Origin of the sequence: Flavobacterium sp. Root935 (assembly GCF_001429295.1) — a bacterium.
Lineage (GTDB): Bacteria > Bacteroidota > Bacteroidia > Flavobacteriales > Flavobacteriaceae > Flavobacterium.
Genome location: NZ_LMJL01000007.1, coordinates 810,006 through 829,441, shown reverse-complemented (window position 1 = coordinate 829,441; position 19,436 = coordinate 810,006). Strand labels below are relative to the sequence as shown.

Here is a 19,436-nt window from a genome sequence, read left to right as displayed (position 1 = left end):
TTTTCTGGGTATAAGCCTCAAATCTGTAAAAAACTTGATGCTTAAAAATTTCCTTAACAGCTTCCGACATAATTATTTGGCACACAATCCCAATATGATGATACTGTTCCAAATTCTGTACATCTTTTAGCTTTAAATCCGTCATCACAAATAGGAGCGTTACTTCCGTTTATTGTTTTTTGCTCATTAGCAGATAATTCTACTGCACCTTTCAACTTCAAAATATTCTTTAACATAACTGCAGGTTTTAGGGGTTATTATTTCTATTTAAACAGTTTAAATTCTGTTTTCATTTTATGCTGTTTTTTCTAAAATTTGAACTTCATCGACAAAATCGTTCAAGAAGTATTTTAACTCATTCAGCTCATATTCATTTGGAAATAACCTTTCGTTTACAATTTTAACTGGTGTGTAATTAAAATTATTCATTGAACACCAATCATATTGTTTTTGAATTTCCTGACTAATCATCATACTCACTGACTCAACAGGCCATTTTTTAAGCCATTTTTTATGAACCATTCTCTTAATGTACCAATCAGAAATTGCCTCTACTGTTTTTCCAGGCGTTGTTCTATTAATAGTTAAAAGTCTTTCAACAACTGCCTTATAAGGATTGTCGTTGTTTTCTGGATTAATATTAAAAAGAACGTTCAAATATATTTTATCCGGAAACTTTAATACTAGATCAAAAGCTTCCTGAAAAGTTTTATAACAGTGTCCGCAGCTTGGGCTTAGTATAATAGAAAGCTTTACGGCTGCATTTTTATTTCCAAAGTTCAACCCTCTTAAATCTTCAAATCCTTTTGTGTATTTTACTTTCTTAGACAAGAAGTTTAATAAAGAATAATTTCTTTTAAACTTTTTAAGTTCTTTTAATGAACTTTCATTATCGAGCATTTTTCTAATCATCACTTTAACTGCTGCCCAAATCGGGATTAAAAGCAATAAAGAAAATACATAAGGAAAAATAGCACTTAAACTAAAGCTCAATGTAAATAGGTCTGATGAAAACCATAAAACACTTTGAACTACAATTAAAAATGATACTGCTAAACACATAACACACCATTTTTGAATTTCAAATTTCTGAATCCAAATAGAACAAACTACTACTGGAATTGCCAACAGACTTAAAAACCCAACAAAAACTGCTGAACTCAATGGCTGTACCAAAATTGCAATAATGCTTGAACTAAAGAAAAGCAATGGTAAATCTGAAAAACTCAACCATCTATTTGCTATATCGTCATTAAAACTAATTACTGAGTGACAAGAAGAGTTAGAACTTAAATTACAAAATTTTGAAATTACAGTGTTTTTAACACCCCATTTCTCCTGAACAATAAATATGCTCACGATTAAACCCAATATTGATGTTACTAAAAAAATAGTACTAAATAAATCAAAGCCGTTATAGAAAAAAGATAATCCTGTAAGAAGGGCAAGAGGCAGAAAATATTTTAACCAATTATATTCTACTTTTAAATTATCTCTCGAAACTACATTATTTGGCTCAATAGCAACAATTACTCCATTCCAGTCCAAAAGAAATTTATCATAAGATAACTTTTGAGTTCCTTTTTTGTTAGTCGTAATTCGAACACCACTTTTAGTCTTTTCAACCAATATCAATTCATCTTTAAAATACGCCAAAAAATTAGACGGTAAATCTACAATTTGCTCTTTCGAAACTCTTACTGCTGCATTCTCTACAGAAAGCAAATCGAATGAATCTGTAATCGCAAATAAACTCGGATAATTGGGATGAGACAAAAACAGATCCTTGAACTCATTTTTTATATCTGAGTATCGATTAATTTGTAGAAATTTTTGGACCAGTTTCAACATCGCTTTTGATCGTTTTTAAATCATAATTACACTGCAAATATTGTAGTTTTTATTGATAAAAATCGCATGCATATATACAATTTATTAATTATACCACATACAATTTATAAATTATACCAAGTATAGTACACAACATAAATTACTGTAAAACAATATATTATGATTGATTATCTAGTATAAAAAGCTCAGAAAGGCTATTTTCGATTAACGGCTTTACTTTTTGCCTAGTTTTGGAAAAGCAATAATCTAAATACCGAAAAACATGAAAAACATGGTATCAAAATCGAATGGTTTTGAAGAAGAAAAAACAAAATAGAAGAGATTAAAATGACTCAAAAAAAGTCTAAAATCAACCTCAAATTCGCAGCAAAAATCCCCCCAAAAAAGCAATGCTTAAAAATAATTTGACAAGATTTAACTTATAAATAAAGTTCAATTTTATTGTTTTTTTTAAGTAAAATAACAACCCAAAATTCTTAACGTAAACCAATTTTTAGCGCTTTTTCATCGCAATATGACAAAATTGCTTAAAAATTTTATGAAAGATTAATCGTATTAAATTTAAATCCAAAAAAATTAAAAGACATGAAAAATTCAGCATTCACATTAGAAAATTTTGAAACAGAAACAATTTCTAAACAACAACAGCAAGCTATTAAAGGCGGAGGTAATGACAGCCAAACACCACCACCTACTGACACAAACAATCCTGTAAAAGGTACTGGAGGAAACGGAAATGGTTAATTCTTTCTACAAAATTAAAATACATAGTAAATAGTATAAAAAGCAATCCAAAAAAAAAGAAACATGAAAAATAATTCACTGAAAATCAAAGATTTTGAAATAGAAAAAATAAGCACAGAAGCTCAAAAAGTTATAAAAGGCGGTGATGGAGAAGATGTGGATCCGCAGAACAATCCAGCTAAAGGTACTGGAGGAAACGGAAATGGTTAACTCTCATTTATAATAGTGTAAATAATAATTAAAAAACATACGACATGAAAAATATAAAATTGGCAATTAAAGATTTTCAATTAGAAAAAATAAATAAAGAAGCTCAAAAAGTTATAAAAGGCGGTGATGGAGAAGATGTCGATCCGCAGAACAATCCAGCTAAAGGTACTGGAGGAAACGGAAATGGTTAACCCTCATTTATAATAGTGTAAATAATAATTAAAAAACATACGACATGAAAAATATAAAATTGACATTTGAAGACTTTCAATTAGAAAAAATAAATAAAGAAGCTCAAAAAGTTATCCGAGGCGGTGATGGAGAAGATGTTGATCCAAAAAACAATCCTGCTAAAGGTACTGGAGGAAACGGAAATGGTTAATAGTACAGCTTTAAATATTGTTCGCAAATTGAGCTGGAGATACTCCAGTTCTTTTGCGAAACGATTTTGCAAATGAAACCGCATTCTTAAACCCAACACTTTCTGCAATTGCCTGTGTTGAATATTTACGATATAAGTGGTTTGTAATCATTTGATTAATAACATAATTAATTTTTAACTCATTAGAATATTCTCCAAAAGATTTACCAAATCGTTTATTTACAACATAAGACAAATAAGTTGTATTAGTTTTGATTTTTTTGGCAACATAAGACAATGTAAAATCAGGATTTAGGTATTCTAATTTTTCTTCTAGTGCCAATAATTTTTCTACAATTTTATTTTCTTTAGCTTCATCAATACTAAGGTTTGCATTTTCCTTTTTAAGTAATGTATCTTCTAGTTCTGGAGTTTCAACAAGTATATTTTGTTCTGCAGCTGCTTTTTCGATTTCAGCTTTTTCAATTTCTTTTTTCTCCAGATTAGCTTTAAATTCTTCAATTAAAGCATTCATTTTTTTCTGTGCTTTATTTTTGTCGCGAATATTTTTAATTAGGAAAAACACAATTCCAACAACCAAAATAACATATAAAACTTTAAGGGCTTTATTCCATAAAACCTCGTACTTATACTTTTCTTGAATGCTTATCATCTCATCGCTAAGATTCGCCGTACCCAGTTTGTAATTGACTTCTAAAGCTTCTTCTCTTAATTCTCCTTCGTACTTTTCATAAGAATCTAAATACATTTTAGAATATTTGAAAGCTAATTCGGGTTCATTTTTTGCACTATAAATTTTAGCCTGAAGATAATTGGACTGAAAAGAAATTCTATCTGTTTTTTTTTCTTTAACAGACATAGAATCAACCTTCTTTAAAAATACCAAAGCTTTATCATAATTTTTTAATGAATGATAAAGGTCTCCTAAATTATAATTTGCAATCCTATAATAATAATCATCATTATTTTGCTTAGCATACATCGAAATATCGAAGTAGGTTCTTTCTGCATTTTTAAAATCTTTTTTGTATAGATAAATATTTCCTAAACTAAGAGTAGAAGTAATTTTATTGTCTAAATAATTTTGCGAATAATTGATTGCTCTTTTATAAAAGTATTCGGCAGAATCTAATAAAAATAATTTACCTCGAGCTTTCATGAAATAGCCTTCATAGACATTTCCTAAATTGGTATAAATATTACTTTTACTATTTTGAAATTGATCTTTTTCGTATAGACTTTCATTTTTATCTAAAAAAATACTATTCTGCCTTAGATTTCTAATAGCAAGTTCATAATTCCCTACTTCTTCATTAACTAAAGCTATATTGCTTTTAAACTTAACGATCTGTATAACATCCAATGTTTTGGTAGAAAGTTTTATTCCTTCCTGGTAATTACTTAAAGCATTACTGAAATTTTTTCTTTTCCATTCCGTTAATCCTCTATAATTATATAAGTAGGCGCGAAGATTTATTTTTTGAACAGATTCGGGAATTCTATTATAATATTCTAGTGCTTTTTTATACCATTCATCACACTTAGCTCTATTGTTCTTTAGTTGATATAAATAAGATCCTGATCCATAAGCAAAAGCTAAATGTTCATTATTACTAGATTTTTGTAATTCAGCAGCATACTTAAGTCCTTCATCAAAATTACCGTTCATGCTGAAACGAATTTTATCCTGCAATTCTAAATACTCTTGTTCAGTAAGCTCTTTTTTAGGTTGAGCCACAGTAGTATTAAGTATCAATAAAAATAAAAAAGAGATGATCAGCCTCATTTAATTAGTTTTTGGTATTCAAAAATAGTCTATAAATTATCAATAAACTACAATTAATTTGCCAAATTCCTATTAATTTTATTTTTGCCTTAAAAAAATATAACAATTTAAGCGTTATTTGTTATATTTTTATTACGTAAATTTGTTTAAGTAAAATTAAAAAACATGAAACCAGACTTATTTCAATCTCCAGATTATTATAACCTAGATGATTTACTAACCGACGAACATAAATTAGTTCGAGAATCTGCTCGTGCATGGGTAAAAAAGGAAGTTTCTCCTATAATAGAAGAATATGCTCAAAAAGCAGAATTTCCTAAACAAATTATTAAAGGACTTGGAGAAATTGGCGGTTTCGGACCTTATATTCCTGTAGAATATGGCGGAGCGGGATTAGATCAAATCTCCTACGGCTTAATCATGCAGGAAATTGAAAGAGGCGATTCTGGCGTAAGATCTACCTCATCTGTTCAATCTTCTTTAGTAATGTATCCAATTTGGAAATATGGTAATGAAGAACAGCGAATGAAATACCTTCCGAAGCTGGCAACTGGTGAATTTATAGGATGTTTTGGTTTGACCGAACCAGATCACGGTTCTGATCCTGGAAGTATGATTACCAATTTTAAAGACATGGGAGATCATTATCTTTTAAATGGTGCCAAAATGTGGATCTCAAATGCGCCTTTTGCTGATATTGCTATTGTTTGGGCAAAAAATGAAGAAGGAAGAATTCATGGTTTAATTGTAGAACGAGGAATGGAAGGTTTTACAACTCCAGAAACGCATAATAAATGGTCGCTTCGTGCATCTGCAACTGGAGAGTTGATTTTTGATAACGTAAAAGTTCCTAAAGAAAATCTTTTACCTAATAAATCTGGTTTAGGAGCTCCGCTTGGCTGTTTAGATTCAGCTCGTTACGGAATTGCCTGGGGAGCAATAGGAGCGGCGATGGACTGTTACGATACGGCATTAAGATATTCTAAAGAAAGAATTCAGTTTGGAAAACCAATTGGAGGTACTCAATTACAGCAAAAGAAATTAGCCGAAATGATTACTGAAATCACAAAAGCGCAATTATTAACCTGGCGTTTAGGTGTTTTAAGAAATGAAGGAAAAGCTACTACAGCACAAATTTCGATGGCAAAACGTAATAATGTAAACATGGCAATTACCATTGCAAGAGAAGCTAGACAAATGCTTGGAGGTATGGGAATCACTGGCGAATACTCTATTATGCGTCACATGATGAACCTTGAAAGTGTAATTACTTATGAAGGAACTCATGACATCCATTTACTAATAACTGGAATGGATGTGACTGGAATTCCAGCATTTAAATAGTAGACAACTATTAAAATATATACAAAATCGATCTAAAAAGCTTCTTCTAACAAAGAAGCTTTTTATCTTTGCACCAAAATTTTTTCCAAAAATGAATATTGAAGCAATAAACAAAAGCATACAACCACAAAAAGACCAACTGTTAAAACATTCTTTATATAATAAGATTCAGAACATAGATGACTTACATAGTTTTTTAGAAAGTCATGTTTTTGCTGTTTGGGATTTTATGTCGTTATTGAAAGCTTTACAAGCCAAACTTACCTGCACAACAACTCCTTGGTTTGCTACTAAAAATCCAGAAACTCGTTATTTAATTAATGAAATTGTTCTTGCCGAAGAAACAGATTTAACGCTTGACGGAAGAAGACAAAGTCACTACGAAATGTATTTGGAAGCAATGGAAGCTTGTGGCGCTGACACAACTGGTATTTTAAATTTCCTATCAGAAGTAAGTTCGCTTCACAATATATTTGTTGCTATTAAACAAAGTCAGCTGCACCCGAATGTGAAAGCTTTCTTAGATTTTACTTTTAGAGTTATTGAAGAAGGAAAACCACACCAAATTGCCGCTGCATTTACTTTTGGAAGAGAAGATTTGATTCCGAGTATGTTTACTGAAATCCTAAAAAATTTCCAAAAGAATCTTCCCGAAGTTGATTTGACAAAATTGCTTTACTATTTTGAAAGACATATCGAATTGGATGCCGACGAACACGGACCAATGGCCATGCAGATGATTACAGAATTATGCGAAGATGATGCTCAAAAATGGAAAGAAGTAGAAGAAGTTTCTATTCTAGCCCTAGAAAGACGTATCGGACTTTGGAATGCAATCGAAGAAGATATTGTGATGAAAACCGAAATGGTTTAATAAATCCAAACCCGCATATTTAACGTAACTATTTGTTTAAAACGACCTCAAGATTTAAACTTAAACAAATTATGAAACCACATTTTAAACAAATAGTTACCATTATACTTTCAGTATTTCTTCTGAGCTGCAGCTCATCAGAAGAATCTGCCCCTATCACAACTACACCGCCAGTTGTAAACCCTCCCAAAACCCCAGAACCACCAATTGCTAGTTCGATCAATTATTTAGCATTAGGTGACAGTTACACAATCGGGCAGAGTGTTTGTGCTACATGTCGTTTTCCAGAACAATTAAAGACCAGTTTAAACGCGATGTATTCCAGTACAATTTCGCTAAAAATAATTGCTACAACAGGCTGGACAACATCCAATTTACTTTCAGCAATAAACACACAAAATCCAGAAGCCAATTACGATTTGGTGACGCTTTTAATTGGTGTAAACAATCAATATCAACACAGAAATTTTTCGGTTTACGAAAAAGAATTTCCAGAATTGGTAACCAAAGCAATCATGCTTGCCAAAGGTGACCGAAAAAATGTTGTAGTCATTTCTATTCCAGATTATGCTTACACGCCTTACGGAAAAAGTCTCGCCGGTGATCAAACCTCAACGATTTCTGCCGAAATTGACCAATACAATTCTTTTGCCGAGAAATATTGTGCCAATAATCAAGTGGCTTTTGTTTCCATTACAGACATTACACGACAAGGACTCAACAGTCCCAATCTTGTTGCTTCAGATGGTTTACACCCTTCAGAATCAGCCTATAAATTATTTGTGGACAAAATGATGCCGGAGGTAAAAAAAGCTTTGCAGAATTAATATTTTTATTTCCAGAAGCAGAAAATTCATTTTCATTACACCTTTAGTCCCGCTATTCACTATATCTTTTGCGGCGAACCCCGCCGCAAAGGATATCGTTTCTATCGGGGCTAGATTAGATAATAAAAGTTTTTCAAGAAAAATATCCCTAATTTTGCTAAACTCATAATTACTTGCAAAATGACATTTCAATTTGCATTCAAATCAATTAGAGTTATGCAGGTTTCGCCATCAAAAGAATTATCACCTTATATCAAACATTATCTGTTTTTAGATAATGCAGAAACTGCTGTCCAAAAGTTTCGTTTGTTTTCTGATGGTAATACTGGTATTGTATTTTCTGTAAAAAGTAAACTCATTTCTGAAATCGGCGAAGTAAAAGATTATTTACCAGCTTCATTTTTGTATGGACAGCTTAACTGTTTTAAAGATCTATATTCTGAGAATAAAATAACATTAATAATTGTCGTTTTCCAACCCAACGGAATTCATCAATTATTAGGAATTCCTGCCCATGAATTTCACGATTCTATTATTCCGGTAGAAGATGTGTTTGACCAAAAAATTATTGAGCTCCAAGAAAAATTATTAGAACAAAATAATCAGGCTCGTGTTAATCTTTTAAATCATTTCTTCAGATCAATCATTGCTTCTAAACCGTCTTCAAATCAGTTCCTAATAAATGGTTCCCTAAATTTTATCATTGACAAAAAAGGTATCTTTTCTATAAAACAATTGGTAGAATACACTGGGTATACCGAAAGACATTTGGAAAGAAAATTCAAAGAATGCATTGGATTAAATCCAAAGAAATTTGGGAATGTTATACGAATCCATCATTTTTTGAAATTATTAAAAAACAAACCTGACGACACCAATCTAACCACAATTTGTTATGATGCTGGATTTTCAGATCAGTCGCATTTAATAAAAGAATTTAGAAAACATACTGGAATTACTCCAACAGAATATGTCTGCACCACGGGAAAACTAACCAATAATCTTATAAAAAGATTTCCCGCATCAACATTCTAAAATGTCGGTTTTATACAATTTATAACGTATTGCTCACACTAATTTTGACCCTAATTAATAGTGACCAATATGAAAAATCTAAAAATAGCTACAGCTCAATTTGAAAACAAAAGCGGCAATAAAAACTATAATTTATCTGTAATTGAAAAGCTTTCGAAAAAGGCATCTGAAGAAGGCTGCGATGTAATTTCGTTTCACGAATGTTCAATAACAGGATATACATTCGCAAGAAATCTATCCAAAGAGCAAATGCTAGACTTGGCAGAATTAATTCCGAGCGGGGAAAGTATTTTAAAATTGACTCAAATTGCTAAAAACAACAACATTGTAATATTGGCAGGGCTTTTTGAGAAAGATGAAAATGATAATTTATTCAAAGCCTATGTATGTGTTGATAAAAATGGTCTAGTTGCCAAATATCGAAAATTACATCCTTTTATAAATCCATATTTAACCGCTGGAGATCGTTATTGTGTTTTTGAAATTGCAGGATGGAAATGCGGTATCTTAATTTGTTACGACAATAATATTATAGAAAATGTCCGCGCCACAAAGCTTCTAGGAGCCGATATTATTTTTATGCCTCATGTAACAATGTGCACACCTTCTACCCGACCGGGCGCTGGTTTTGTTGCTCCGCAGCTTTGGGAAAACCGAGAAGCTGATCCAACATCGTTACGATTAGAATTTGATGGGATGAAAGGCCGTGACTGGCTTATGAAATGGCTTCCGGCAAGAGCTTATGACAATGCGGTTTATACCATATTTTCAAACCCGATTGGTATGGATGACGACCAGCTCAAAAATGGCTGTTCTATGATTATTGATCCGTTTGGAGATATATTGGCAGAATGCAGAACTTTTGATGATTCTTTTGCAGCAGCTATAATTACTCCCGAAAAATGCATTCAAGCAGGAGGAAATCGTTATATAAAAGCTAGAAGACCAGAATTGTACAAAGAAATTATTGGACAAGATCACAATTCTGAACAAAATGTCGTTTGGTTAAACCCTGATAAAAAAAGCATAAATTAAACATTTCACCCGTATAAAGCTGTTGAAAGATTTATCTTTGAAGATTCATTAATTTACAGAATTAGCCCAATAATGGAATTTTTTAAAACTACAACTCAAGATATCGACGCTGTTTTCGATATTTACAATCAAGCTACATCGTATCAAAAAACAGTCAATAATAAAAGCTGGAGAGGTTTTGAAAGAGCATTAATAGAAAAAGAAATTGCCGAAAATCGTCATTTTGTAATCAAAGAAGGAGATGAAGTTGCTTGTACATTTGTAATTACTTTTAATGATGAAATTATTTGGAAAGAAGCTAGCAAAGATCCTGCGGTATATTTGCATCGTATTGCTACGAATCCAAAATTCAGAGGGCAGTCGTATGTTAAAAAAATTATAGAATGGACTAAGGAATATGCCAAAGAAAATGGTAAAGAATACATTCGTCTTGACACACACAGCGGAAACGAAAGAATAAATAAGTATTACACCAGCTGTGGTTTTACATACAAAGGAATCAGCACCATAGAATGGACCAATGAATTACCAGAACATTACAAAGAAGGTTCTTTTAGTTTGTTTGAGATTAAGGTTTAAATTTATTTTTTAGATTTCCAGATAAATCCATCCAGCAGATAATGCGTAAACTGCGGAACACTCAACAACGGAACTAATAAAATCTGCCAACTCGAAAAATCAAAATTGGTTATGTTTATGTTTTCATTCCAAACAAAAAGTTCCCAAAGAAATTCTTCTGAAAAGGCAATTAAAACTAAGATACCAACGTAAACAAGAATGCCTTTATATTGTTTTAAAAAAGACAGACGACCTAATTCTGAATCTGATTTGCCGTCAATTTCCTTAAAATAAACTAGTGCCATATACGGAATTCCGTGCGAAACGACATTTAGTAAAGTAAAAATCAAATCGTCATTAAAATACACAATTCCGAAATACCAAGAAAGTGCTGTTCCTAGAATAATGCTGTTTTTCGGAATATTAAAAAAGTGATTTCGAATTGATTTTATGGCAGTATAAAAGACATACAAAATCAAAATTCCGATATAAATCCAAAATAGGATTTCTAAGATTGTTTGGCTTTCAAACCTAAAAAATTCATTTTCTACAAACCAGTTAAACTTTCGCTTAGACGAAAAAAACCAATACAACATTGGATATCCAGTTGAAGCATAAATTGCCAGATTATCAATCCAAACCGATATTTTAGTTTTGGTTTCTTTTCTGGCGTACAATCTCATAAAACCATACTGCTGTCTGATAAAATGAAAGACAGCAACATAAGCCAAAAACGACCAAAAAATTAAACTGCCAAGAGAAAAAAGTACAATTCCTGTAACAAAACAAATAATCGGTAAAAGAATCAATCTTTGTTTTTGTTTCTTGAATTCATCGGCAACAAAATAGGTTTTGAATAATGTTGCATAAACGTGTGCTACATCAATAAAAACAATTAAAAAAAGCCAAGTATAAAAAGAATAATTTTCTTCAATTCTCGTAATATAACCTTGAAAAATAAAAATTATGGCCAGCACAAAAAATGACGGACCTATAATGAATGCTAAATCTGTTTTTGCTTTATGAATCCACGGTTGTTCCATCTAAAATCTCATTTACAACATTAATTCCTTGGTGAAAAGCTTCTTCAAAAATCGAAATTCCCGATAAATCGCTATGTGCAAAATAAACAGCATTCTGAATATTCTGTTTGGCTAGTTTCTTCGATTCTCCAAAAATAAACCCCGGCGCAGGCGAAATCATGCCGTGCCCTAATAGAAAAACTTCAATGTCTTCTGTATATTCTTCAATATCAGGATGCGCAATTTTTAAATCATTCAAAACAAACTGTTTCCAATATTCTTTGTCTTTTTTATACAGCTCTTTTCTCGTTTTTCTTAAATCTGCAGAAGAAAAACTAAAGTAATACGTAATTACTTTTTTCTCCTGAACCTGATTTAAATTCTGATGCTGATCGTAAACATAACCCAAACCTTTGGAACCGTAAATTACATTATCCCAAGCCAGTGGAAAACTGAAATCATCGGGCAAATCCTCTACAACCAAAGTTGCTAAAAGCCAAGGCGTGTAATGAAAATCTTTGGTAAACGTTTTTCTGTCCTTGATCAAATATTGATTTACAAATTGCGGAGAAGCCATTATTACTTTATTGGCAATGATTTCAACAGCTGTTTTGCTGACATCATCAAAAGCTTTTGCAATTACTTTGTTGTTTTCGATTTTTACTTCATAAACCAAATGGCTTTTTAAAGCTTTATCGTTTGTATACTTTTTTAAATGATTGGCAAGACGCGAATTTCCCTCGGGCCAAGTTAAAACGCTGTCGTGTTTTTCGGCTGTGCTGTCTTGTTTTCTTCCTGCAAAATAATGAATCCCTGCCCAAGCCGAAACAAATTCAATTCCTAAACCAAAGTCATCTTTACAGCAGTAATCGATATAATTGAATAAAGGTTCAGAGGTAAAATGATTATCTTTAAACCATTTCTTCATTGTAATTTTATCTAAAGCTCTCGTCTTTTCATCTGACGATGAAAGATAAAGCGGAATATCAAATAAGTATTTCTGATCTTCTCCTTTTGCTGTTCTAAAAACATCCATTTTTTTGAAGAATTTCTGAAACTCCAAATCATCAGAAGCCGTGTTTCCGTCTTTTGGAACAACGCCTTCCTGCCAATTATTTTTGTAAAACAAACGCTCGTCTGGTGCAAAAGTCAATTGTAATTCATCGAAAACAGGAAAACCTTTTGGATCGTAACCCAGAATTATTTTTTCTTCTTCGAGAAAACCAAGCAATTCTTTATCTTGAAAATTAGGGAGTGGCAGATAATGCGCACCCAAAGGATATTTGGAATATTTGTTTTCTCCGTTTGAAGAATTTCCTCCCAAATGATTATCTAATTCTACGATTAAAAAATTTGTTATTCCTCTTTTTTGAAATTGGCGTGCTGCACTTAAGCCAGAAATACCTCCTCCGACAATTAGATACGGAATCTCAACTTGTCTGGTTGGTTTAGGAAAATCTTTGATCCACAAACGATGTCCGAGCAAATGTTTGGTGCCGGATAAACGAATCATTAGTACCGCAATTTTATCAGAACAAAACTGCAGAAACGGAATCAGCAGCAACGAAGCGCCGACACCTTTTATAAAATTCCTTCTGGATTTATTGCAGTCTTCCCCACTCTTCATCAAAATAGCGTACTAAAATCTGGTTATCTAAACGATTGATTTCGATTTGATTTGAAATCATATCGTTGGTAAAATAATTAAAACGGTCAAACTGATAATTGTAAAATTTCAATCCGTCAGCTTTTCGGTTTACGGTATTAAAAGTTGTTCCAAAACCATTTATAGCGATGGTATAACCCCACTCTCCAAACGACGGAACATAGGCATGATACGCATCGACCTGCGGAAAAACCTGCATTACCGTTTTATTGATACACCAAAAAGATTTTGGCGCAAAATAAGGCGAAGTAGTTTGTATAACAACCGCAGCGTCTGGCTGCAAAATGGTTTTTATAGTTTGATAAAAATTAAGCGAATACAATTTCCCTAAACTATAATTGGACGGATCTGGAAAATCGATTATCGCAACATCATATTTCTCTTTACAGCTTTTCGCCCAAATATAAGCATCGGTATTAATAACGGTAACTTTAGGGTTATTAAGCGAATTTTTATTGAAATTGGTCAATACCGTATTGGTTTTAAACAGTTTTGTCATTCCCTCATCTAAATCAACCAAAGTCACTTTTTGCACTTCTTTGTATTTCAATATCTCGCGAACTGCCAAACCGTCTCCGCCCCCCAAAACCAAAACGTTTTTTACACTTTTTGCCATCGACATAACCGGATGAACCAAAGCTTCGTGATAACGATATTCGTCTGCCGAACTGAATTGCAGGTTATTATTTAAATAAAGCCTATAATCGCTTTTATTGTGCGTTAAAACAATACGCTGATAAGGTGTCGAATTGGTATAAATAATATTTTCTCCGTACAATTTCCCTTCTGAATAAGCTAGAATATCATTCGAAAAAACAAAAACAGTCAGCAATAATAAAAATGAAAAAACGGCTTTTGCACGCAGTAAAGCGGGTTTCTTTAGTTCTCTTTTCAATAAAAAACATAAAGCAATAGCAATACTTACATTAATCATTCCGAAGAAAAGAGAGGTTCCCATAATTCCCAATTTTGGCACTAAAACCAACGGAAATAAAATTGAAGCTAATAATGCTCCGATATAATCAAATGTAAAAACATTCGAAACCAAATCTTTAAACTCGACTCTGTCTTTTAAAATATTCATTAAAAGCGGAATCTCTAAACCAACCAAAAATCCGGTTACGAAAACAAATAAATATAAGATGAATTGAAAAGAGCCCACACTTTCAAACAGTAAAAACAAAACTACCGAACTCAGACCTCCAATAAGTCCAACCAGTATTTCTATTTCTACAAAAGTGTTAAGCAGATTCTTGTGAAAAAACTTTGAAAAAAAAGAACCTATACCCATAGAAAACAGGTACACGCCAATAATAAATGAAAACTGTTTTACCGAATCGCCTAATAAATAACTCGCCAGAGTTCCTGCAACCAACTCATAAATAAGTCCGCAAGTGGCAATTATAAATACGGCAAAGAGTAAAAGAAATTCAAACCTAAGAAACTTTTTACCCATGAATTGCGGCGCTAATAATCATTGAAATTCCAATGATAAATGCTGCTAAAACAATGGCAACAGCAATATTATTCTTTTCTACAACTTCTTTCCAAGTATTTTCTGGAGTAAGTTTCTCAATAATATAATAACCGATTAATAAAATGATAATGCCTAAAAAAGAATAAATAATTGAATTTACTATTGGCTGCGCGTGAATTAATTCCATATTGTTTGAGTTTTTATTTGTGGTAAAAATGATTATAAGAGGAACGGCTTCCTGTCGGTTTGTAATTTTCTGTGGTTTCACAATCGCAGATTCTGTTTCCTGCTAGAGCAAAATAAATATAAACTCCAAAGCAAAAGAATCCAATTGCTAATGGCGCCCAATTATTGATAAAGAAATCTGAAATTCTTTTCATATTATTATTCGTAAGTCGAGTAGGAACTGTCTGACCATCTCTGTTTTTCAAATTGATTTTTAAAATATCGTATTACGAAATAAATCACAACCATACCGATGATAACCAGCCATAGATTTCTATTCGAAGGCTGATTCCAAACCACATTAACATTCATTTCACTATTATTAGCATCTTCAGGAGCTTTCATTGGTGTTATTAGAAGATGGTATTTACCTGCTTTTACGCCACAGATATTAAACTTCTCAGACTGACTCCCTTCTGTCCAAGATTCTCCATCAGAATAACCGTAATAGTATTCTATATCTTTGTTGGCATAAATCTCGTCGCCATTATCTTCATTAATTAAAGCAACATTCAAATTTGCCCATGAATTATTAACCCCTGTTGAAACCTTAATCGTCATAGGAGCAGAAGCACCATTGAGCACAAAAGATGGACTGGTAATTTCTTTATTATCAAATTCGCTAAATTTAATAGCACTATTGAAAACATTTTGCTCCACCTGATCTTTATAAATATACCAGTTTGCCATTATAATCAATAAGGCGAAAAGACAGAAAATAATGGCTGTATTTCTAAGGTCAAAGCGAGATGGCTGAATCATATTAACACCAGACTGATATGGCATTGTTCTTTTTGGAAAAGCTTTCTGAATGACACTTTTGCTCACATATTCACCATAATATGCCGTTTGTACGTTATTCATCTTTTCAACAGAAATGATATTAGGCGGATTTATAAATTCAGCAAGATGAATTAATTTGTTTTGAGGAAGTTCAAAATCAAAAAAACCTTGTGCATCTATAATCTCAGCATCCGAATGTTCAAACAGATCATAATCTACATCATCATGCTTTAGAACTTTAACACCTTTTTTTAGTTCTTCAATACTTTCCATTTCGGTAAGCATCATCCAATGTCCATTAGAAACAGAAAGATATAGAAATTCTTTAGCGTCATTCTGTAGAATAAACTCTGTCCATGTATAATTAGGATGTACATTTTTCCTTAATAAGCCTGTAACTTTGTATTCACTCCCTTTCAGAAATCCTACATCACCAATTTCTAGCGGATAATCTCTGAGAACGTTTCTATATTTGGATCTTCTTCGAAACTTTCCCTCTTTGTCAATAGCATATAAACTCTGACATTTCGGACAGACAAAATTGATTACTTCAAAACCAACCTCTAATTCGGTTTCTGTATTACAATCGTAACAAGGAATCTTCATATCTTATCGGTTAATTTCAAAATCTTTAATAATTTCTGCATCAAAATAGGCAATATAGTCGGCCATTACAGCACGTACTTTCTGTGAATTGTCCTGAAGATAATTGCATAAATAAACATCCAAAGTAAGCTGCTTGTATTCTGGCCAGGTGTGTATACAAATATGAGATTCTTTAAGGCAGAATGAAATTGTAAAACTTTCGTTTTCAAAATCATGCACTACAACACCAACCTTTTCAAGTTCATATTTTTCTAAAATAGAATTGGTAACCGCAACAAAACCGCTGCTATTGGTAAGCTTAGAAATTTCGTCGACATGTAAAGTAACCAGTTTATGCAAACCTGGCGAATAAGGAGGTAAATCCATCAAATTATTTATATTACACAGCAGCCAAATATATAATAATTTCTGTAATAAAATAATCTAAAGAAAAGCATTTTTAGCATAACTTATCAGGACTATGTGTTGCTGTTTTTTGTTTTTTTGAAAGGCGAAGTTTTGTTTCGTAAGGCACAAAAAAAATCCGCAATTTCATTTTATGAAACTACGGACCTTAACTTTTAGCAGAGAGGAAGGGATTCGAACCCTCGATACAGTTACCCATATACTAGCTTTCCAGGCTAGCTCCTTCAACCACTCGGACACCTCTCTTTATTGGTTTGCAAAGAACACAAAAAAATCTGAGTTACAAAAACAAAATGCAAGTTTACTTTAAATGCTTTTTTTAAATTCTTCCATAAATAGTTTAACAGCTTTCTTTTGGTAACTCCCAAGCGTTAGCATATACGAATCTCGTTTAGTGACAACTCCTGTAATTTGAATAGCTTTCAGATCGTCCCAATCTTTTAGAGCCATCTCGGCAACAATTGTTGCCCAATCGCTATTTTCTACCATTTGCAATAATGCGTGAATGGACTGGAGCTCTATTGAAATTTTAGGTTTCATATTAAACTTTTTAAATAGTTCTTCGACATATTCTCGCGAATTGGATCCTTTCCCTGGCAATATCAGCGGAATCTCTTCTATTTTCTTAAAAGCGATCTTATCTAAATGTGCTAAAGCATGATTTTTAGAAACCACCATAACCATATTTGAAGTAAATAATGGTACTTTCTGAATCGGCATTTCAATTTCGTGTGACGAAATAACGAATACTAAATCTAATTCGTTATCAAGTAATTTCTGTTCTAAAACCTCGGTAGTTCCATACTCGACAATAATTTTGAGATTTTGGTATTTCTTAGCAAATGCATTTACAACAGGCAGAATCAATAATCCGAAGATATAGGTTACGCCAATTCGGAGTTCGCCGCCAATCATTTCGTTTAAATCCTCAATTGCCTGTTTTCCATTTTCTACGTTTTCTACCACTTTTTTAGCATGAATTAAGAAAACAGCTCCAGCTTCTGTCAATTGTACTTTTTTCCCAATTCTTTTAAACAAAGGCATTCCGAGCTCTTCTTCCAGCTTTTTAATTTGTTGCGAAAGTCCCGATTGTGTTACAAAGCACAATTCGGCAGCTTTGGTAAAGTGCAAAACCTCAGCTGTTTTGATAAAATACTGCAGTTGATAAATTTCCATATTGATAAGTTTTACTACTTATTATAAGTAAAATTATTAATTTTTCTAATGAAATCATAATCCCGACCTTTGTATCAAATATTTCAAGGTTATGTTTAAAGCGTTAAAATCAAAAAATTTCAAGTTATTCTTTTATGGTCAATCTGTTTCCGTAATTGGAACCTGGCTGCAAAAAACCGCCGTAAGCTGGATGGTTTACAGTATAACAGGATCTGTTTTTCTATTGGGATTAGCGACTTTTTTAAGTATGATTCCTTCACTGTTTTTAGCTCCTTTGGCAGGAAGCATGATCGGACGTTACGATAAACACCGCGCCATGATTGTTTTACAGTCTCTTGCAATGCTTCAGGCTGGAACTTTAGCTTTGCTTATTTACCTGAAAATTTACAATATCAACTTTATTCTGGCTTTGAGTCTTGTTCAGGGAATAATCAATGCTTTTGACATGACCTGCCGTCAAACGATGATGATCGATATTGTCGACAAAAGAGAAGATCTTCCAAATGCCGTTGCGCTTAACTCTACAATGAACAACTTTGCCCGTATTGCCGGACCTGCACTTGCGGGAATTATTCTGCACCAATATGGAGAAGACATTTGTTTTATCGGGAACTTCATTAGTTATGTTCCGGTTTTGATTTCATTGCTGATGATGAAAATTACTCCGCACATTAAAGCCGAAAATAAGTTAAATATGCTCGACGATCTTATTGAAGGTTTAGATTATGTAAAAAAAGAAACCGAAATGGCGAGAATGCTTCTTATGCTTACCTGCAGCAGTTTGTTTGTAATTTCTTTTAATACTTTGATGCCAGTTTTTGCCAAAGATATTTTTAGCGGAAATGCACAAACTTTCAGCTGGTTTGAAAGTGCTGCCGGAATTGGCTCGGTTTTATCTGCCATCTATTTAGCCAATTTAAAATCGGCTGAAAACATGAATAAATTGATGATCGCAGCAAGCTTACTTCTTGGTTTCAGTATTATTATTTTGGCAGTTTCTAGCAGTTTGACGATTGCCTTAATCTGTATGACCTTAAGCGGAGTGGGAATGATGGGACAAACTTCTTCTATCAACATTTATATCCAGACGCAGAGTACAGTCAATATGCGTTCTAGAAGCATCAGCTATTACATGATGGCTTATCAAGGAATGATTCCTGTGGGAAGTTTAATTATTGGTTACGTTTCTCACTTTATCGGAACTCGAAATACTGTTGTTATTCAAGGAATTATCTGTATTATTTCTGTAATTGTGTATGTCTATTACAAAAATCACAAGGCTTCAGAAGATTTGGAAACTTGTCCGGTTCCTTATCAAAATTCCAAAAATTAAAATTCCAAATTCCAATTTTAGAGAGAAGTTCCAATATAAAAATTCCAAATTCCAATTTTGAGATTCACTCAGTTTGGAATTTGGAATTTTTTATTTT

General features: G+C 32.5%; 22 protein-coding genes and 1 tRNA gene. 11 read left to right on the top strand and 12 right to left on the bottom strand.

From position 1 onward, the window contains the following. Positions 1-53: 53 nt before the first annotated feature. Together ASE40_RS05105 and ASE40_RS05100 are read right to left on the bottom strand one after the other, a co-directional pair. On the bottom strand, positions 54-236 hold the full coding sequence (locus tag ASE40_RS05105) for a hypothetical protein (RefSeq protein WP_057115824.1): 183 nt from the start codon (positions 234-236) through the stop codon (positions 54-56). 58 nt (positions 237-294) lie between these two features. Continuing rightward, positions 295-1,776, bottom strand: a complete 1,482-nt coding sequence (locus ASE40_RS05100; protein WP_241774322.1) for a vitamin K epoxide reductase family protein — start codon at positions 1,774-1,776, stop codon at positions 295-297. 660 nt (positions 1,777-2,436) lie between these two features. Here ASE40_RS05100 and ASE40_RS21850 point away from each other — a divergent pair. The 4 genes from ASE40_RS21850 (at position 2,437) to ASE40_RS21845 (ending at position 3,187) form a co-directional block, all read left to right on the top strand. Then, a complete protein-coding gene (locus ASE40_RS21850) occupies positions 2,437-2,595 on the top strand; it encodes an rSAM-modified peptide (RefSeq protein ID WP_128414931.1) in 159 nt (52 codons plus the stop codon). A gap of 63 nt (positions 2,596-2,658) precedes the next feature. Continuing rightward, positions 2,659-2,805: a hypothetical protein gene (locus ASE40_RS21970; protein WP_157848500.1), complete on the top strand. Its 147-nt coding sequence runs from the start codon at positions 2,659-2,661 to the stop codon at positions 2,803-2,805. A gap of 44 nt (positions 2,806-2,849) precedes the next feature. Next, on the top strand, positions 2,850-2,996 hold the full coding sequence (locus ASE40_RS21965) for a hypothetical protein (protein ID WP_157848499.1): 147 nt from the start codon (positions 2,850-2,852) through the stop codon (positions 2,994-2,996). A gap of 44 nt (positions 2,997-3,040) precedes the next feature. Beyond that, positions 3,041-3,187, top strand: coding sequence for an rSAM-modified peptide (locus ASE40_RS21845; RefSeq protein WP_128414930.1), 147 nt, complete (start codon positions 3,041-3,043; stop codon positions 3,185-3,187). A gap of 10 nt (positions 3,188-3,197) precedes the next feature. On the opposite strand, the gene ASE40_RS05095 is transcribed toward ASE40_RS21845, so the two are convergent. Next, positions 3,198-4,973 carry a helix-turn-helix domain-containing protein gene (locus tag ASE40_RS05095; RefSeq protein ID WP_057115820.1) on the bottom strand — a complete coding sequence of 592 codons (1,776 nt, stop codon included), beginning with the start codon at positions 4,971-4,973 and terminating at the stop codon, positions 3,198-3,200. A 165-nt stretch (positions 4,974-5,138) separates the two neighbouring features. On the opposite strand from ASE40_RS05095, the gene ASE40_RS05090 reads away from it, so the two are divergent. From ASE40_RS05090 to ASE40_RS05065, 6 genes are all read left to right on the top strand, one after another. Beyond that, on the top strand, positions 5,139-6,317 hold the full coding sequence (locus ASE40_RS05090; protein WP_057115817.1) for an acyl-CoA dehydrogenase family protein: 1,179 nt from the start codon (positions 5,139-5,141) through the stop codon (positions 6,315-6,317). Between the two features lie 91 nt (positions 6,318-6,408). Then, positions 6,409-7,191, top strand: coding sequence for a DUF3050 domain-containing protein (locus ASE40_RS05085; RefSeq protein ID WP_057115815.1), 783 nt, complete (start codon positions 6,409-6,411; stop codon positions 7,189-7,191). A gap of 71 nt (positions 7,192-7,262) precedes the next feature. Next, complete coding sequence (locus tag ASE40_RS05080) at positions 7,263-8,018, top strand: SGNH/GDSL hydrolase family protein (RefSeq protein ID WP_057115813.1); 756 nt, start codon at positions 7,263-7,265, stop codon at positions 8,016-8,018. Positions 8,019-8,198: 180 nt separating this feature from the next. Further along, on the top strand, positions 8,199-9,053 hold the full coding sequence (locus ASE40_RS05075; protein ID WP_241774321.1) for a helix-turn-helix domain-containing protein: 855 nt from the start codon (positions 8,199-8,201) through the stop codon (positions 9,051-9,053). Positions 9,054-9,122: 69 nt separating this feature from the next. Beyond that, entirely contained in the window at positions 9,123-10,088 is a 966-nt protein-coding gene (locus tag ASE40_RS05070) for a nitrilase family protein (RefSeq protein WP_057115811.1), read from the top strand. A 72-nt stretch (positions 10,089-10,160) separates the two neighbouring features. Continuing rightward, positions 10,161-10,667, top strand: coding sequence for a GNAT family N-acetyltransferase (locus ASE40_RS05065; RefSeq protein WP_057115809.1), 507 nt, complete (start codon positions 10,161-10,163; stop codon positions 10,665-10,667). A 2-nt stretch (positions 10,668-10,669) separates the two neighbouring features. On the opposite strand, the gene ASE40_RS05060 is transcribed toward ASE40_RS05065, so the two are convergent. From ASE40_RS05060 to ASE40_RS05020, 9 genes are all read right to left on the bottom strand, one after another. Further along, positions 10,670-11,689: a hypothetical protein gene (locus ASE40_RS05060; RefSeq protein WP_057115806.1), complete on the bottom strand. Its 1,020-nt coding sequence runs from the start codon at positions 11,687-11,689 to the stop codon at positions 10,670-10,672. Beyond that, positions 11,667-13,295: an NAD(P)/FAD-dependent oxidoreductase gene (locus ASE40_RS05055; RefSeq protein WP_082586746.1), complete on the bottom strand. Its 1,629-nt coding sequence runs from the start codon at positions 13,293-13,295 to the stop codon at positions 11,667-11,669. The genes ASE40_RS05060 and ASE40_RS05055 overlap by 23 nt, the downstream gene beginning before the upstream one ends. Further along, positions 13,270-14,790, bottom strand: coding sequence for a polyamine aminopropyltransferase (locus tag ASE40_RS05050; protein WP_057115804.1), 1,521 nt, complete (start codon positions 14,788-14,790; stop codon positions 13,270-13,272). The genes ASE40_RS05055 and ASE40_RS05050 overlap by 26 nt, the downstream gene beginning before the upstream one ends. Next, positions 14,783-14,998 (bottom strand): DUF350 domain-containing protein, encoded by a 216-nt coding sequence (locus ASE40_RS05045; protein WP_057115800.1) that lies wholly within the window; start codon positions 14,996-14,998, stop codon positions 14,783-14,785. Before ASE40_RS05045 ends, ASE40_RS05050 begins: the two co-directional genes overlap by 8 nt. 13 nt (positions 14,999-15,011) lie before the next feature. Beyond that, a complete protein-coding gene (locus tag ASE40_RS05040) occupies positions 15,012-15,191 on the bottom strand; it encodes a hypothetical protein (RefSeq protein WP_057115798.1) in 180 nt (59 codons plus the stop codon). Positions 15,192-15,195: 4 nt separating this feature from the next. After that, entirely contained in the window at positions 15,196-16,425 is a 1,230-nt protein-coding gene (locus tag ASE40_RS05035; RefSeq protein WP_057115796.1) for a DUF4178 domain-containing protein, read from the bottom strand. Between the two features lie 3 nt (positions 16,426-16,428). Next, positions 16,429-16,791 (bottom strand): S-adenosylmethionine decarboxylase family protein, encoded by a 363-nt coding sequence (locus ASE40_RS05030; protein WP_057115793.1) that lies wholly within the window; start codon positions 16,789-16,791, stop codon positions 16,429-16,431. A gap of 198 nt (positions 16,792-16,989) precedes the next feature. Then, positions 16,990-17,076: transfer RNA gene (locus ASE40_RS05025), tRNA-Ser, on the bottom strand. Between the two features lie 60 nt (positions 17,077-17,136). Beyond that, positions 17,137-18,006 carry a LysR substrate-binding domain-containing protein gene (locus ASE40_RS05020; RefSeq protein ID WP_057115790.1) on the bottom strand — a complete coding sequence of 290 codons (870 nt, stop codon included), beginning with the start codon at positions 18,004-18,006 and terminating at the stop codon, positions 17,137-17,139. A 91-nt stretch (positions 18,007-18,097) separates the two neighbouring features. On the opposite strand from ASE40_RS05020, the gene ASE40_RS05015 reads away from it, so the two are divergent. Then, entirely contained in the window at positions 18,098-19,339 is a 1,242-nt protein-coding gene (locus ASE40_RS05015) for an MFS transporter (protein WP_057115787.1), read from the top strand. Positions 19,340-19,436 lie beyond the last annotated feature (97 nt).

What these genes read in the sequence shown, in the direction of transcription:
- ASE40_RS05035 (WP_057115796.1), bottom strand. Translation starts at nt 16,425, where the DNA reads ATGAAGATTCCTTGTTACGATTGTAATACAGAAACCGAATTAGAGGTT.
- ASE40_RS21845 (WP_128414930.1), top strand. Translation starts at nt 3,041, where the DNA reads ATGAAAAATATAAAATTGACATTTGAAGACTTTCAATTAGAAAAAATA.
- ASE40_RS05040 (WP_057115798.1), bottom strand. Translation starts at nt 15,191, where the DNA reads ATGAAAAGAATTTCAGATTTCTTTATCAATAATTGGGCGCCATTAGCA.
- ASE40_RS05030 (WP_057115793.1), bottom strand. Translation starts at nt 16,791, where the DNA reads ATGGATTTACCTCCTTATTCGCCAGGTTTGCATAAACTGGTTACTTTA.
- ASE40_RS05065 (WP_057115809.1), top strand. Translation starts at nt 10,161, where the DNA reads ATGGAATTTTTTAAAACTACAACTCAAGATATCGACGCTGTTTTCGAT.
- ASE40_RS21850 (WP_128414931.1), top strand. Translation starts at nt 2,437, where the DNA reads ATGAAAAATTCAGCATTCACATTAGAAAATTTTGAAACAGAAACAATT.
- ASE40_RS05060 (WP_057115806.1), bottom strand. Translation starts at nt 11,689, where the DNA reads ATGGAACAACCGTGGATTCATAAAGCAAAAACAGATTTAGCATTCATT.
- ASE40_RS05045 (WP_057115800.1), bottom strand. Translation starts at nt 14,998, where the DNA reads ATGGAATTAATTCACGCGCAGCCAATAGTAAATTCAATTATTTATTCT.
- ASE40_RS05095 (WP_057115820.1), bottom strand. Translation starts at nt 4,973, where the DNA reads ATGAGGCTGATCATCTCTTTTTTATTTTTATTGATACTTAATACTACT.
- ASE40_RS05090 (WP_057115817.1), top strand. Translation starts at nt 5,139, where the DNA reads ATGAAACCAGACTTATTTCAATCTCCAGATTATTATAACCTAGATGAT.
- ASE40_RS05020 (WP_057115790.1), bottom strand. Translation starts at nt 18,006, where the DNA reads ATGGAAATTTATCAACTGCAGTATTTTATCAAAACAGCTGAGGTTTTG.
- ASE40_RS05075 (WP_241774321.1), top strand. Translation starts at nt 8,199, where the DNA reads ATGACATTTCAATTTGCATTCAAATCAATTAGAGTTATGCAGGTTTCG.
- ASE40_RS21965 (WP_157848499.1), top strand. Translation starts at nt 2,850, where the DNA reads ATGAAAAATATAAAATTGGCAATTAAAGATTTTCAATTAGAAAAAATA.
- ASE40_RS05070 (WP_057115811.1), top strand. Translation starts at nt 9,123, where the DNA reads ATGAAAAATCTAAAAATAGCTACAGCTCAATTTGAAAACAAAAGCGGC.
- ASE40_RS05055 (WP_082586746.1), bottom strand. Translation starts at nt 13,295, where the DNA reads ATGAAGAGTGGGGAAGACTGCAATAAATCCAGAAGGAATTTTATAAAA.
- ASE40_RS05080 (WP_057115813.1), top strand. Translation starts at nt 7,263, where the DNA reads ATGAAACCACATTTTAAACAAATAGTTACCATTATACTTTCAGTATTT.
- ASE40_RS21970 (WP_157848500.1), top strand. Translation starts at nt 2,659, where the DNA reads ATGAAAAATAATTCACTGAAAATCAAAGATTTTGAAATAGAAAAAATA.
- ASE40_RS05015 (WP_057115787.1), top strand. Translation starts at nt 18,098, where the DNA reads ATGTTTAAAGCGTTAAAATCAAAAAATTTCAAGTTATTCTTTTATGGT.
- ASE40_RS05105 (WP_057115824.1), bottom strand. Translation starts at nt 236, where the DNA reads ATGTTAAAGAATATTTTGAAGTTGAAAGGTGCAGTAGAATTATCTGCT.
- ASE40_RS05050 (WP_057115804.1), bottom strand. Translation starts at nt 14,790, where the DNA reads ATGGGTAAAAAGTTTCTTAGGTTTGAATTTCTTTTACTCTTTGCCGTA.
- ASE40_RS05085 (WP_057115815.1), top strand. Translation starts at nt 6,409, where the DNA reads ATGAATATTGAAGCAATAAACAAAAGCATACAACCACAAAAAGACCAA.